15 protein-coding genes are annotated in these 13,781 nt (G+C 41.3%); 9 read left to right on the top strand and 6 right to left on the bottom strand.

Translation table 11 applies throughout. The annotated features are described in order from the left end of the window. Positions 1 to 559: 559 nt before the first annotated feature. From D7V92_RS14855 to D7V92_RS14835, 5 genes are read left to right on the top strand one after another with little or no spacing between them, the layout of a single operon-like run. Positions 560 to 1,387 (top strand): ATP-binding cassette domain-containing protein, encoded by an 828-nt coding sequence (locus D7V92_RS14855; RefSeq protein ID WP_005862293.1) that lies wholly within the window; start codon positions 560 to 562, stop codon positions 1,385 to 1,387. Between the two features lie 13 nt (positions 1,388 to 1,400). Then, the gene (locus tag D7V92_RS14850) at positions 1,401 to 2,117 is read left to right on the top strand and encodes a hypothetical protein (RefSeq protein ID WP_121773191.1); all 717 of its coding nucleotides are present in this window, start codon (positions 1,401 to 1,403) and stop codon (positions 2,115 to 2,117) included. Then, a complete protein-coding gene (locus tag D7V92_RS14845; protein WP_005856933.1) occupies positions 2,114 to 2,482 on the top strand; it encodes a GntR family transcriptional regulator in 369 nt (122 codons plus the stop codon). The genes D7V92_RS14850 and D7V92_RS14845 overlap by 4 nt, the downstream gene beginning before the upstream one ends. Before the next feature lie 8 nt (positions 2,483 to 2,490). After that, complete coding sequence (locus D7V92_RS14840; protein WP_121773190.1) at positions 2,491 to 2,898, top strand: hypothetical protein; 408 nt, start codon at positions 2,491 to 2,493, stop codon at positions 2,896 to 2,898. Positions 2,899 to 2,943: 45 nt separating this feature from the next. Then, positions 2,944 to 5,253 carry an outer membrane beta-barrel protein gene (locus D7V92_RS14835; RefSeq protein ID WP_121773189.1) on the top strand — a complete coding sequence of 770 codons (2,310 nt, stop codon included), beginning with the start codon at positions 2,944 to 2,946 and terminating at the stop codon, positions 5,251 to 5,253. Between the two features lie 24 nt (positions 5,254 to 5,277). Here D7V92_RS14835 and D7V92_RS14830 read toward each other — a convergent pair whose 3' ends face one another. Further along, complete coding sequence (locus tag D7V92_RS14830; protein WP_005862283.1) at positions 5,278 to 5,871, bottom strand: hypothetical protein; 594 nt, start codon at positions 5,869 to 5,871, stop codon at positions 5,278 to 5,280. A 101-nt stretch (positions 5,872 to 5,972) separates the two neighbouring features. Here D7V92_RS14830 and serB point away from each other — a divergent pair, with 101 nt between their 5' ends. Genes serB through D7V92_RS14815 form a run of 3 tightly spaced genes read left to right on the top strand, consistent with a single transcriptional unit; the run spans position 5,973 to position 7,987 of the window. Beyond that, complete coding sequence (gene serB, locus D7V92_RS14825) at positions 5,973 to 7,199, top strand: phosphoserine phosphatase SerB (RefSeq protein ID WP_121773188.1); 1,227 nt, start codon at positions 5,973 to 5,975, stop codon at positions 7,197 to 7,199. Between the two features lie 25 nt (positions 7,200 to 7,224). Then, complete coding sequence (locus D7V92_RS14820) at positions 7,225 to 7,530, top strand: Dabb family protein (protein WP_005862281.1); 306 nt, start codon at positions 7,225 to 7,227, stop codon at positions 7,528 to 7,530. Further along, entirely contained in the window at positions 7,517 to 7,987 is a 471-nt protein-coding gene (locus tag D7V92_RS14815) for a C-GCAxxG-C-C family protein (protein ID WP_008772149.1), read from the top strand. Before D7V92_RS14820 ends, D7V92_RS14815 begins: the two co-directional genes overlap by 14 nt. Positions 7,988 to 7,996: 9 nt before the next feature. Here D7V92_RS14815 and D7V92_RS14810 read toward each other — a convergent pair whose 3' ends face one another. Next, positions 7,997 to 8,701: an MgtC/SapB family protein gene (locus D7V92_RS14810; protein ID WP_005856919.1), complete on the bottom strand. Its 705-nt coding sequence runs from the start codon at positions 8,699 to 8,701 to the stop codon at positions 7,997 to 7,999. A 136-nt stretch (positions 8,702 to 8,837) separates the two neighbouring features. Between D7V92_RS14810 and D7V92_RS14805 the strand changes: the two genes are divergently transcribed. Then, on the top strand, positions 8,838 to 9,599 hold the full coding sequence (locus D7V92_RS14805) for an exodeoxyribonuclease III (protein WP_121773216.1): 762 nt from the start codon (positions 8,838 to 8,840) through the stop codon (positions 9,597 to 9,599). Positions 9,600 to 9,700: 101 nt separating this feature from the next. Here the strand turns inward: D7V92_RS14805 and D7V92_RS14800 are convergent, their stop codons facing one another. From D7V92_RS14800 to holA, 4 genes are all read right to left on the bottom strand, one after another. Beyond that, on the bottom strand, positions 9,701 to 10,618 hold the full coding sequence (locus D7V92_RS14800) for a dihydroorotate dehydrogenase (protein WP_121773187.1): 918 nt from the start codon (positions 10,616 to 10,618) through the stop codon (positions 9,701 to 9,703). Then, positions 10,606 to 11,391, bottom strand: a complete 786-nt coding sequence (locus tag D7V92_RS14795) for a dihydroorotate dehydrogenase electron transfer subunit (RefSeq protein ID WP_005856914.1) — start codon at positions 11,389 to 11,391, stop codon at positions 10,606 to 10,608. The genes D7V92_RS14800 and D7V92_RS14795 overlap by 13 nt, the downstream gene beginning before the upstream one ends. 65 nt (positions 11,392 to 11,456) lie before the next feature. Next, positions 11,457 to 11,906 carry a helix-turn-helix domain-containing protein gene (locus D7V92_RS14790; RefSeq protein ID WP_057326311.1) on the bottom strand — a complete coding sequence of 150 codons (450 nt, stop codon included), beginning with the start codon at positions 11,904 to 11,906 and terminating at the stop codon, positions 11,457 to 11,459. Positions 11,907 to 12,747: 841 nt separating this feature from the next. Beyond that, entirely contained in the window at positions 12,748 to 13,770 is a 1,023-nt protein-coding gene (holA, locus tag D7V92_RS14785) for a DNA polymerase III subunit delta (protein WP_121773186.1), read from the bottom strand. Between the last annotated feature and the right edge of the window lie 11 nt (positions 13,771 to 13,781).

The following is a 13,781-nucleotide window of genomic DNA, read 5'->3' as shown; positions in this document are numbered from 1 at the left end:
TAAAGAGACACTTACTTGTCTTTAACGGGTGCAAATATAAAGCCAAATACTTCTTTCTACCAAATTATATAGCGATTTTCCGCAAATTAGCAAGCTTTTTTATATGTTTTAGCGCACACATCGATAAAAAATTAACTGTTTTGCAACATAAATTTAGAAGTAGAGTACCTTTTTCTCCCCGAGAGAACCGCAAAATTATCAAGAATCATTAGCTTCCCGCTCCCCTACCTTTAGACCGATAACAGGGTATCCTTAGCGATTTCATCTTTAAGTATAGATTATCCAACGGCTGTTACATAATCATCTAACAGTTGGTGCATGATCTTCCAACAGCCGTTAGATGATCATGCACCAACTGAAAAATTAGCAATGCTTCAAGAGCAAACCGCTAATCCTTCTTGGAAAAGAGGCTAATAGCATTAAGAGATTCCCTTTAATCACCTTGTACTGCCATCTTGAAAAATAAAAGGAAAAAAATACCCTTCCCTCTTGTTTATTCAAAAACTTCCACTACATTTGCAGTGTACTATTAAACTAACACACTAAAGCAGCAAAACATATGATTACATTAAAAGAACTCTCATTCAGCTATAGCCGCAAAAAAGAGGTACTTGATCGTATCAATCTTGAGGTTGGATCGGGACACATCTGTGGTTTATTGGGAAAGAACGGCGAAGGAAAGACTACGCTTCTAAACCTTCTAAGCGGACAGATCTTTCCGGATCAAGGTTCTTGCCTCGTATTGGAGGAAACTCCTTCAGAGAGAAACGCTCGTTTCTTGCAGCAGATCTTCTTATTGCCTGAGGAAATCTCCATGCCTGAGGTCACCGCCATAGAATATATAAAGATGTACGCGCCTTTTTATCCGACATTTAGGGACGATATCTGCAAGGCTTGCGTAGAATCGTTTGAGATCAATCTATCCGATCGCCTGTCGAAAATGTCTCAAGGACAACGGAAAAAGGTGGCGATAACCTTGGCGCTGGCCGCTCATACGCCCCTGCTTCTAATGGATGAACCAACAAATGGGCTGGACATTCCCTCGAAAGCGACATTCCGCAGACTGGTAGCCTCTTTGATAGATGACAATCAGACGGTTATTATCTCCACGCATCAGGTCAGGGATCTGGAAAGCTTGATCGACACGGTATTGATCTTAGACCAAAGGCAAATCCTATTGAATAAGACGTTGAACGAGATCGGCGAGAAACTTTATTTCGGACCACTCCTGCCGGAAGAGAAAGCTCTTTATTCCGAGCCTACCCCGCAAGGGACAATAGGCGTCACCGCAAGGGATGGCAAGGAAGAGACGGCCGTATCCTTAGAGTTGCTCTTTAACGCGGCGATAACTTATCCCAAAGAGATCCAAAGAATCATGAACTCCTAAAATACACATAGATATGAAAACAGATTTCAGTATACAACGCATCAATCTTTTACTTCGCAAAGATTGGATAGAGAATAAGAAGAAATTAGCTTATGGGGTGTTGGTCATCCTCGGAGTCCTCTTCTTTTTCCTATTATCCTCCATTTTATGGGCTACGAGATTCCGTACCTTTACATTATATGTATTGGGATCATTAGGAACTTTTATCGCTTTCTGTAGCTACGTAAACTTAATGATACACCGTCCTAGAGGATTATTCTTGACGCTTCCCGCGAGCAACCAAGAGAAATTTGCCGCTATCTTGATCGAAGGCATCGTGGTATTCTTAACATACCAAGTCACGTTCTGGACTGGGACGGGAATAGCCTCAATGCTCATTCATATACAGCCTGTAGCATTCAAGGACATTATCATGACCTTGCAAGATTTCACCATGCTGGCGTTTGTCGGTTCCTTGATGTTCCTCTCTTACGTCACATTCAAGAAGTATGCTTTAGGAATCGCTTGTGGTGGATATATATTGATAATCGCTTCTATCATAGGGATTGTCTATCTATGCATAAACATCTTGAATATCCAGCCGGGTATGAATAGTTTTTGTTATGAATCTTCACCGTTTTATACCGCCGTGTATTGGCTAAGCTTTGCCTTTACACCCGCATTTCTCATCACTACCCTCGTGATCTTATACGTCGCTTATCTAAAACTTAAAGAAAAGGAACTAAGATGAACTACAATACGAATCAATCCATATTTATCCAAATAGCCGAGCGGATTTGCGACCGGGTATTGAGTGGTAATTACAAAGCCGATAGCCGTATCCCGTCCGTACGGGAACTGGCGGTAGAGATGGAGGTAAATCCAAATACGGTCATGCGTTCCTTCGAGCGCCTGCAAGCCAACGATATTATTTACAACAAGCGTGGGATCGGCTACTTCGTCGCTTCCGACGCCGAGCAGAAAATCCGTGAGATGCGCCATAACCAGTTCGTGGAAGAGGTACTTCCCGCCGTCTTCAAGGAGATGCACCTGCTAGATGTAGGTATCGACGAGCTTACGAAAGCCTATACATTATATATATCTACCATTAAATAAAGACAATCATGAAAAAAAGTAATCGCGTATTTATCGCCTTGATAGCGACATTATATATCGTTCCAGCCCTCACTTTCGGCGTTGCCCAGTTTACGTCGGAAAAATGCCTTACAGGTTTCACGCAAAAGTTTCAGATTATCCAGATAGATAATCCGGAGTTGAAAGCGGAAAACATAAAAGTCGATACGAGAACCGCCTCCAAATTTCCCCGGGGGCAAATACTGGAAGCAAAGGACCGGTCGTTACTCTATTACGAAGGAATGAAACGGTATTTGCCGGAAGTCAGCCGCCACGATTCTCTATTATTGGTTAGCGGGGCGAGGGACGCCGGGCAAGATAAAAATCTCACGTTGCATATCCGTATCAACAATATCCAGAAGATCCGTCTGAACGGAGAAGAGATTTGGACTAAGTAACAAGCACATACACACATTATTTCTTAATCATTAAATCGTACTATAATGAAACAAATCATTATGGCAGCCCTTCTTATATCCTTTTCTTGGGGTATTCGGGCACAACAATTACAGATCCGGGGGAAAGTCATCGATCTATCCGACAAGTCTCCTCTTGAGTTCGCGAATATCACGCTTCAAACAGCCGATTCCGCATTCATCACAGGGACGACGACGGATAGTAAAGGACTTTTCCGGATCGAGAAAGTCAAGGCCGGAGATTATCAAGTATCTGTTTCCTCCATAGGTTACAAGACTTCGGTAGTCTCCGTGCTGGGACTTTCCCAGAATATAGATCTCGGTACGATCTCATTGGCATCCGCTTCTATATCCTTAGATGAAGTCACGGTCAACGCTTCCGCTATCCGTAATACGGCAGACCGTAAGATCGCATTCCCTACCTCCGAGCAAAAAGCGGCCTCCAGCAATGGCATCAATCTATTGAACGCCTTGATGCTTCCCCGTTTGGAAGTGGACCCGATCCGGAATAGCGTATCGCTATCGAATGAAGGGACGATTCAATTCTGTATCAACGGTATCAAGGTAGAGCTGTCCGATATCCGGGGTTTATCGCCACAGGAGGTAATCCGGATAGAATATCATGATAATCCGGGCTTACGTTACGGTAACGCCTCTGTCGTACTCGATTACATTGTACGGAGGGAAACTAGCGGAGGTTCTGTCAATCTGGATCTTAGTAATTCGCCGACCACCTCTTTTGGAGACGATCAAGTATCGGTGAAGTTCAATCATAAGAAATCAGAGTTCGGATTGCAATACGCCGTCCGTTACCGGAATCCGTATCATATCTGGACGGAAGGAGTCGAGACCTTCCGCTTTGAGAATGGCGAGACGCTGGAACGTACCTCGGAAGGTCTGCCAAGAGGAATGTCTGAGACCGCCCATAACCTCTCTCTTAATTACAATTTGGTAGATAACGACCATTATTATTTCAATGCCACGCTACGCTATTTCCTATCGGATGAGGATAAAGGTAGTGATAAGAACCTGTATACCAATAACCATCCCGAGGATAAGACATACGCTTGGAATCCAAATAGCAACTCTACCAAACGTCCTTCCCTCGACCTTTATTACCAACACTCCTTACCACATAAGCAGACATTGATACTTAATATGGTAGGTACGTACATACATACGAACGCAAACCAAATGTATCAAGAATGGAAAAACGATATCCTCTTATCGGATATCTTGTCGAACGTGGACGGAGACAAATATTCCATCATCGGCGAGGGAATCTACGAACGGCAATTCGAGGCCGGTCGATTGGGAGGAGGATTGAAACACACCCAATCGTGGACGGATAACACCTACAGCGGAACGGTTGGAGGACGAACCAAGATGAAACAGTCGGAGACGTATCTCTATACGGAATTCAGCGGACGTGTCAAGAAGTTGAATTATACGGCCGGAATAGGTGTCTCCCGCTCATGGCTCAAGCAAGAAGGCGAGGAAGATTATCAATATTATACGTTCCGCCCAAAGGTATCCTTACAATATAACTTTACGGATAATATGTATTTCCGGGTAAACGGTAGCGTAAATAATGTCTCACCTAGCCTATCGGAACTAAGCGCCATCGAGCAATACATCGATACGCTCCAGATACGCCGGGGAAATCCTTATCTGAAACCCTATAAGAGTTATGACATGCAAGCCAATTATCTATATAAAAAAGGAATATTCACCGGAGACTTAAACTTTTATTACAGTAATAGCCCGGACCGGATCATGGAGGAAGTGATACGAGAAAATAATAAGTTCATTCGCATTACCGATAACCAAAAAGGATGGCAGAAACTAAGCGGTGACTTGACATTACGTGTCGGCCCTATCATCAAGCGGATCATAAGCCTATCCGTGACAGGTGGAGTCAATCGTTATATCAGCGAAGGAAATAGTTACTCGCATACCTATAACAATTGGTATTACCGGGCTTCCGTCATGGCTATGTACAAGAAATTCATGGCTATGTTCCAGATACAAAGTAGCTATAATACGTTTGTCGGCGAATTATTGCATGGCGGCGAGAATATCCATATGTTTATGTTCCGGTACAATCAAGGTAAATTCGCCGTTGGAGCCGGATTGATGATGCCTTTCTCCAGCCAGTACAAACGGGTAGAGGAAAATCGGAACGCTTACGCTCCCAGCCGTACGAACATGTACGCGAACGACTTCAGCCGAATGTTGATGCTAACCTTCTCTTGGAATTTTGACTTCGGCCGCAAGTTCAAGGAGGCCAACAAGAAACTTTGGAATAGTGACGAGGATTCGGGTATCATGCGATGATCCTCAAATAAAAAAAGTCCGGTATTAATTACCGGACTTTTCTTTTCTATCTTCAGGAGGGGGAATTGGAACCCCTTCTTTAATAAACTCATCATATACGATCTTAGGATGGTCTTGCGGAGAAGCCAGTTGATATTCTGCGGCGAAATTATCCCGCCTAAAATTCTTCAGCTTAAGGTTTTCCGCGCTGTAATTTCTCAAGGTCTCCTTTCTGTCACCAAACAAAGAACTGTTCAATACTTCCGAATCCAGAATGTTTTCTTTCGGAGTCATTGTCGGCAAAAGGTTTTGTTCCAACAATCCTCTATAAGCGCCAATGTATTCGCACCAAACAGAATTACCTTTTTGATAGATTCGATAGGTGTAGTTAGACCAAGCTGTCGTTACATGAATCTCATGCTCCCAGATATCGACGCATGCCTCTGAATCAAAGTAGGGATCTTTAATCGTCACACGTCGCAATCCATGATTCTCATCTCTCACTAAAGTCAGCCACTTATCTGAATGAAGTATTTCAGAAATAATGTCGGGCAACTTTTCCTTGATTTCAAATTGGATTCTCATACATTTCGCCTGCCGGTCAGGACTTTTTAAGGTTGCCAGGTTCTCATTAAACATTTTGTCGTTAATACGATAAAACAAATATAAGCAAAAATGTTTAATATAATATACTCTTTTTCGATAATTCTTACGTACTTTTGCCTAATAGAATGACAAATATGGCACAAAACGACGAAATAATACTGATAAATATCAATGGTGCGGATCGTCCGGGTGTAACGGCAGCTCTTACGGAGATTCTAGCCAAGAACAACGCTGTTATCCTCGATATCGGTCAAGCGGATATCCATAACCATTTATCATTGGGTATCTTGTTTCAAAGCACGGAAGGAAATTCCGGCGATATATTGAAAGAACTACTGTTCAAGAGTTACGAATTAGACGTCAATATCCGTTTCAATCCCATTACAGAGCAAGAATATAGTAAATGGGTAAGTATGCAGGGCAAGAACCGGTATATCATCACGATATTAAGCCGTAAGCTTACGGCCAAGCAAATCGCGGGTGTTTCCCGGATCGTAGCGGAGCAAGATATGAATATTGATGATATCAAGCGGCTCACGGGACGTATCCCGTTGGACGAGAATGCCCGTACTCCTAAGGCGAGCGTGGAGTTTTCCGTACGTGGTACCCCGAAAAACAAGGAGTGCATGAAAGCGGAGTTCATGAAACTTTCCACGGAGCTTGAGATGGATATCTCTTTCCAAGAGGATAGCATGTATCGCCGTATGCGCCGTCTGATTTGTTTCGATATGGACTCTACCTTGATAGAGACGGAGGTTATCGACGAGTTGGCGATACGTGCCGGAGTTGGCGATCAAGTAAAAGCGATTACAGAGGCAGCCATGCGTGGAGAGATCGATTTCTGCGAGAGCTTCCGCCAGCGTTGTGCCTTATTAAAGGGGTTGGACGTATCCGTGATGCAGGAGATCGCCGAGAATCTGCCGATCACCGAAGGTGTGGACCGCTTGATGCGTATCTTGAAAAAGGTGGGCTTCAAGATCGCTATCCTTTCCGGAGGTTTCACTTATTTCGGTAATTTCCTTAAACAAAAATATAATATCGACTATGTATACGCCAACGAGCTTGAGATCGAGAATGGCAAGCTAACGGGTAATCATGTGGGTGATATCGTAGATGGGAAGCGTAAAGCGGAGTTATTACGCCTGATTGCGCAAGTGGAGAACGTAGATATTCGCCAGACTGTAGCGGTTGGCGACGGGGCGAACGACTTGCCGATGATTAGTATCGCCGGTCTAGGTATCGCCTTCCATGCCAAACCAAAGGTTAAGGCGACCGCCAAGCAATCTATCTCTACGATTGGCCTCGATGGTATCTTATATTTCCTTGGATACAAGGATTCGTATTTGGATGAACAGATGTAATATATATAATTAACGTATAGCGATTATGATCAGACATATTGTAATGTTTAAGTTGAGGGAGTTTCAAACTCCGGCTGAGAAGCAAGCCAAAATGCAAGAAATTAAGGATAAACTGGAAGCCTTAATCAATAAGATAGACGTATTGAAAATGATCCGTGTAGATTTTAATTGTAATCCGGCGGAGACTTGGGATATTATTTTAACTACTGAATTGCCTACCTTGGAAGATGTAAATACGTACGCTAATCATCCGGAACATGTAGCGGTCGCTAAAGGAATTATTGGCCCGGTAAAGGCGGACAGAGCTTGTGTTGACTATGAAATCCTTTGATATAGAGGAGCGTGTGAACCAAGCGGTCCACAACTTCGAGTCCGGATATAATTGCGCTCAATCTGTATTCCTCGCTTATTCGGATGTCTTCGAGTTGGATTTAGAACTGGCGAAAAAGATGTCTGTATCTTTTGGAGGAGGTGTCGGACGCATGCGTGAGGTTTGTGGTACCGTAAACGCAATGGCGATGTTAGCCGGATTTAAGTATCCGGTATTTGATCCGCTAGATCAAGAGGCGCGTGCCCGCAACTATGGCATGGTACAAAAAATGGCGGCTTTATTCAAGGAGAAACATGGGACGATCATTTGCCGTAGCCTTCTTCCTCCGGAAGAGACATCGACGAATCCCGCTCCTTCCGCACGCACACAACAGTATTATGCCAAACGTCCTTGCGGTAAATACGTTGAGGAAGCGGCTCGTATCGCCGGGCATATGCTAAAGGGTGAACTTGAATAAACGGCATTGTCAAGCTAGAAGACGTATTTGTGAAATGTAACCAAGTTTTCGAATCTCAGTGAATAACTCACTGTAAGAGGACTTGGATTTCACATTGACTTTATAGGTAATTGTCGACGTATTCTTGTCGTAATTATGCTCATAAGAAAGACTTACGATAAATATGCTCCTATTTTCCAAGATTTTCCGGATACCTTTAAGATCGGGAGTCGAGGTTGAGCAATTTATCGTAAGTATTTTATTAACACCATCCAAATACATACGTCGCTCCAGCCTTTCTAAAGAGACCAATACGAACAAGGTAAATGCCGTAGTGATAGAAGCGGCCAAGAACATGCCGGCACCAGCGGCCAAACCTACTACAGCCATTACCCAAATACAAGCCGCCGTAGTGAGTCCATGCACGCTTCCATGACTTTGAATAATAGCTCCTGCTCCCAAGAAACCAATACCTGTAAGGACTTGGGCGGCGATACGCCCCGGATCTCCATTCAAGAAATTCGGATAGGTTTGTGGTATCCAGATAGATATCAACATGGCGGCGGCGGATCCCATACAGATCAAGGTAAAGGTTCGCATACCAGCGTCCCTGCGGCGAAATTGTCTTTCTACACCGATAATAGCGCCAAGCACGAAACTGATAGCTAATCGTACGGCGGCGGTCGAGGCCGTTATCTGAGTATTCTCTAAAATATCGTTCAAATGTTCCAGCATAGTCTGTCATTCATTCTAAGTTATACAAATATAGAAAATTTCTATGTACCGATTATGGAATGAAAACAATGTAAAATCGTCAAAAGTTGTATCTTTGAGACAGATTAAAAGTCATTCACCTCTAAACTTAGAAAAATTGAAAATAATAACGTACAATACAAATGGATTAAGGGCTGCCGTAGGTAAAGGCTTGCCCGAATGGTTGGCTCAAGAACAGCCAGACGTGTTATGTATCCAAGAGACAAAGTTACAACCAGACCAGTTTCCATCGGAAACATTCGAGGCTTTAGGATATAAGTCTTATTTGTTTAGTGCCCAAAAGAAGGGATATAGTGGCGTGGCCATTCTTACGAAACAGGAACCGGATCATATCGAGTATGGAATGGGGATCGAGAAGTATGATAATGAGGGACGTTTCCTCCGTGCGGATTTCGGGGATGTATCGATCGTAAGTGTCTATCATCCTTCCGGGACTAGTGGGGATGAACGGCAGGATTTTAAGATGATATGGTTAGAAGATTTCCAGAAATATGTCGTTGAGTTACAGAAATCCCGTCTGAACTTAATTCTCTGTGGCGATTACAACATTTGCCACGAGCCGATAGATATTCATGATCCGATCAGGAACGCAAAGAACAGTGGTTTCCTTCCGGAAGAACGGGAATGGATGACTCGCTTCTTATCCGCAGGTTTTACGGATACATTTCGCTTCTTGAACCCGGATAAGCAAGAATATACATGGTGGAGTTATCGCTTCAATTCCAGATCTAAAAATAAAGGATGGCGTATTGATTATTGTATGGTTAGCGACAATATGAAGCCGAAAGTTAAAGCCGCTTATATATTAAACGATGCCGTACATTCTGATCATTGTCCGGCCGTATTAGAGATCGAATAATCTTTCATAATAAAAAGAAAGGATGTGTTCTTTTTGCGTAAGCGAACACATCCTTTTTTATTATTGAAAAAATGGAAATAAAGTCTATAAATGAACTTAGATTATCTCTGAATATCCAATGCTCCGATCAACTCTTTTACTGATTTAAAACCATGTCGGTCACAATAGTCATTCAATCCATCAATAACCTTGATAGAAACAGTTGGATCTACAAAGTTATAAGTTCCGATCTGGATAGCACTAGCCCCAGCTAACATGAACTCCACGGCATCTTTCCAATTTGAAATACCTCCCAAACCTATAATTGGAATCTTTACCGCATGATACGTTTGCCATACCATACGTAGAGCTACAGGTTTTACGCAAGGCCCGGAAAGACCTCCAGTTATTGTAGATAATATAGGTTTACGTTTCTCTGCGTCGATGGCCATTCCAAGCATCGTATTAATTAACGAAACAGAATCCGCACCCTCCGCTTCAACAGCTTTAGCGATCTCTGTAATATCAGTTACATTAGGAGAAAGTTTTACAATAAGTGTCTTTGGATAAACCCTACGAACAGCCTTTACAACCTCCCCCGCACCACACGTAGTAACGCCGAAAGCCATACCACCTTGCTTTACGTTCGGACAAGAAATGTTCAGTTCGATAGCGGGAATCCTATCTAACTCTGCGATCTTTTCCGCACACTCGACATACGTTTCAATCGAAGATCCACTCACGTTTACGATCATATTCGTATCGATGTCCTTGATCTCCGGATAAATATGCTCAGCGAAATAATCGGCGCCCTTATTCTGAAGCCCCACGGCATTCAACATTCCGGAAGGAGTCTCCGCCATTCTTGGATAATCATTACCTTCACGAGGTTGGATAGTGGTACCTTTCACGAAAATACCCCCCAAACGTGAAATATCCATGAAATCAGCATATTCTATACCATATCCGAACGTGCCGGATGCTGTCATTACCGGATTTTTCAACGGTAAATTCCCAATGTTTACATTTAATTCAGCCATGACAATTTCTCAATATTAAATACGGGACCTTCTGTACATACACACACATTATGACCTTCCTTGTTTTTCTCTACGCAGCACAAACAAGCACCTATGCCACAAGCCATCGTGTTCTCAAGAGAAACCTCGCAAGAAATAGCTTCCGCACCTGCGTATTTCGCTACCGCCACCATCATTGGTTTAGGACCACAAGTATAAATCTGGTCAAATCGGACCTCTTTAAGGATCGTATGGTTAGTCACATACCCTTTCTCGCCTAGCGAACCATCTTCGGTTGTGATATAAACCTTACCAAATCTCTGGAATTCATCTAATTGCAATACATCATCCTTAGAACGAGCCCCAAGTAGAAAAGTAGGCTCAAAACCGGCTTCTTTTAAACAAGCTCCTAGATATAACATCGGAGCGGTTCCAACACCACCACCAATCAGCAAAAGTCTTTTGTTCTCCTGTTCCTTGGAAGGAATTGTAAAACTATTACCCAGTGGTAGCATTATGTTTACAATATCACCGGGACGGAATTCTGCCATTTTTCTCGTGCCATCACCAACAAGTTGAATCAATAACCACAACTCATTTTTAGACTTATCTACATAGTTGACAGAAATCGGACGACGTAAGAATGTTGTAGGAGAGTTTTCTACATGAACCTCTACAAATTGTCCGGGAAGCATCTCTGGAAGATTCCCATCCGAGGTTAACTTTAGCAGGCAATAATTTTTATGAAGGTGACAGTTTTCAGTTACCTTCATGTCTAAGATGTACTTCTTCATATACACGATTACTCAATTTATCCGCAAAGATACATGAATATAACGTATATACCGAACAGTTTACCTTAGTCTTTCTTGTTTTTTTCAGGGACGAAAGTATCAAACGTATTGTCGGAGTAAAATATCATTATTTTACTAACATTTTTAGAAGGCTTTTCTTGGCATATAACTTGCTCTACAACAGGTTGTTTTTGGATGTTTACAGGTATCTCAACCCCAATTTCCTTGCGATTTTCGGCAACAACTTGTACATTGGGACGATTTTCAAGCATATTTGTAAACAAATTAGGTTCAGTTAACACATGTTCTCGGACCATTTCGCCTTTGCCAAACAATAGCCAGTCAGAATCAACATAAGTGAACCGTTCCAGTATTTTTAGCAGAACATCCAAACTCGGATTATTTCTCCCAGATATAATATGTGACATTGCCGAACGCTGTATACCGATCGATTCGGCAAATTTAGAAGGGGTAAGTCCTTCACGTTCCATTATTTTTAAAATACGATCTCTCATATTCATATATATCTTAAATTCTTACTAGAATACTGCCATTATGACCGTTTACTAAGATAAATATCCACAAAGTAAACTGGATACAAAGATAAATCAATATTTCCATTTGTGCAATTTATTTTTATAAAACTAAATTGATACATATGTATCACGCCGATACATATGTGATGGGTAGAACTGTAAACCGTGTTCAAGAAGGAGGTATAGAGTATTTAGAAAAACTTTAGAAAAATAGCATATATATCTGATCTATATGTAAATATAATAATACATATGATGTATAGTTAGGGGGTTTTTATACGTTTGTAGACAGAAAAACATGTTTAGTTAATGTAAACAATCAATATTTCTATATAAAAAACTGGTTATTTATAATTTATAGCAAATCTTACGTGGATAAAGAAATATATAGTAATCCATGATTTATATTAGTAATGTGAACATGATACATTTGTAACGTCTATATAATGATTACAAAAACCACCAACATTTGTAATCTACTCAAATACTTTTATTGTATATATGATTGTAAACATTCATTTCTCGGTTATATTTGTATACAATATAATTTTACTCTATTTATTTTACTGCCAACTTGTCTATTTTTCCTTTAACGGATAATGAAGGCAATCTATGGCTATACCGATTATAGCTTTAAGTATGGATTTCTTGGAATTTTTGAGGAAGAAGGTACGTGATTGAATAAATTTTAAAATCTCAGAGAGATAAAATATGCGTAATTAATTGATAAATAAACAAAAAGGCCTCTTTTTCCAGTTTGACTTTTTCATCATTCTAGGAAAAAAGGCCCTTTTGCCTGCACTAAGTCTATGATTTCTGTTTAATGTAAAATTTTGTAAAGTAATTCTTTTAGTAAATCTGCATCTGTCGCTGAAGAGTTTTCCACTCCCTTAGATCTTGCGTCAGTCGTTCGGATATCGCTGATCAAATTAAAAACTTTCATCGCTGGATAATTTTTCATCCCCAAAAGATAGTCCTTTACTTGATAAGTTCCCCGTAAACCAAGTGCGGTCATCAATCCTGATTCCGATCGATCCTTTGAATAATAACAAATCAGCAAGTTTGAGAAATAGTTAAATAATACAGGAAGTGTCATCTGTATCGGATTACTTTTAGGTTTTTTCTCAAAATACTGAGCGATCCGGTTAGCCTTTAATATATCCTTCATGGCAAGTGCCTTTATCAGCTCAAAGTTATTGTATTCTTTACTAATCCCTATATTTTGCTCGATCAATTCCGGTGTGATGCGTTTTGAGGCCTTTTCAGCCAAGATAATTGCCAGCTTATCTAATTCCTTATTGAGACGGTTTAAATCGTTTCCAAGGAAATCTGAGAGCATTTGAGCGGCTTTTGGATCGATACCGATAGAACGCTGTTGCATCAAAGAGGTGATAAAACTCGGCATTTTATAATCCGGGATCTTTTTTGACTCATATAAAATACCGTTTTTATCGGTTGCGGCCGCTAACGCACGACGGCGATCTAAAGTCTTATATTTGTAATTTATGACCAAAATAGTTGATGACAAAGGATTCTTCACATAACTGCTCAGCAACTCTATATCTCTCACTAATTGAGCCTCTCGAACAACGATCAATTGATATTCGGACATCATCGGAAAACGACGTGCCGCATTGATAATAGAAATGGCATCTGTATCTGCGCCGTATAGAATAATCTGATTGAAATCTCTCTCAGATTCCTCTAATACGCTTTTTAATAACAAATCTGTTATTTGATCGATGAAGAAAGGCTCTTCGCCCATTAACACATAAACAGGCTGAAACTTCCTTGCTGTTATATCCCTACAAATCTCCTCGAAAGTAATTTCTTTTTTTGCCATAAATTATGAGG

Origin of the sequence: Parabacteroides sp. CH2-D42-20, from assembly GCF_003670185.1 — a bacterium.
Taxonomy (GTDB): Bacteria; Bacteroidota; Bacteroidia; order Bacteroidales; family Tannerellaceae; genus Parabacteroides; species Parabacteroides distasonis.
The sequence above is the reverse complement of the archived record's forward strand: the minus strand, read 5'-3'. Positions and strand labels throughout refer to the sequence as shown.

Coding starts and splice junctions, on each gene's coding strand:
- D7V92_RS14855 (WP_005862293.1), top strand. CDS start 560: ATGATTACATTAAAAGAACTCTCATTCAGCTATAGCCGCAAAAAAGAG.
- D7V92_RS14850 (WP_121773191.1), top strand. CDS start 1,401: ATGAAAACAGATTTCAGTATACAACGCATCAATCTTTTACTTCGCAAA.
- D7V92_RS14845 (WP_005856933.1), top strand. CDS start 2,114: ATGAACTACAATACGAATCAATCCATATTTATCCAAATAGCCGAGCGG.
- D7V92_RS14840 (WP_121773190.1), top strand. CDS start 2,491: ATGAAAAAAAGTAATCGCGTATTTATCGCCTTGATAGCGACATTATAT.
- D7V92_RS14835 (WP_121773189.1), top strand. CDS start 2,944: ATGAAACAAATCATTATGGCAGCCCTTCTTATATCCTTTTCTTGGGGT.
- D7V92_RS14830 (WP_005862283.1), bottom strand. CDS start 5,871: ATGTTTAATGAGAACCTGGCAACCTTAAAAAGTCCTGACCGGCAGGCG.
- serB (WP_121773188.1), top strand. CDS start 5,973: ATGGCACAAAACGACGAAATAATACTGATAAATATCAATGGTGCGGAT.
- D7V92_RS14820 (WP_005862281.1), top strand. CDS start 7,225: ATGATCAGACATATTGTAATGTTTAAGTTGAGGGAGTTTCAAACTCCG.
- D7V92_RS14815 (WP_008772149.1), top strand. CDS start 7,517: ATGAAATCCTTTGATATAGAGGAGCGTGTGAACCAAGCGGTCCACAAC.
- D7V92_RS14810 (WP_005856919.1), bottom strand. CDS start 8,701: ATGCTGGAACATTTGAACGATATTTTAGAGAATACTCAGATAACGGCC.
- D7V92_RS14800 (WP_121773187.1), bottom strand. CDS start 10,618: ATGGCTGAATTAAATGTAAACATTGGGAATTTACCGTTGAAAAATCCG.
- D7V92_RS14795 (WP_005856914.1), bottom strand. CDS start 11,391: ATGAAGAAGTACATCTTAGACATGAAGGTAACTGAAAACTGTCACCTT.
- D7V92_RS14790 (WP_057326311.1), bottom strand. CDS start 11,906: ATGAGAGATCGTATTTTAAAAATAATGGAACGTGAAGGACTTACCCCT.
- holA (WP_121773186.1), bottom strand. CDS start 13,770: ATGGCAAAAAAAGAAATTACTTTCGAGGAGATTTGTAGGGATATAACA.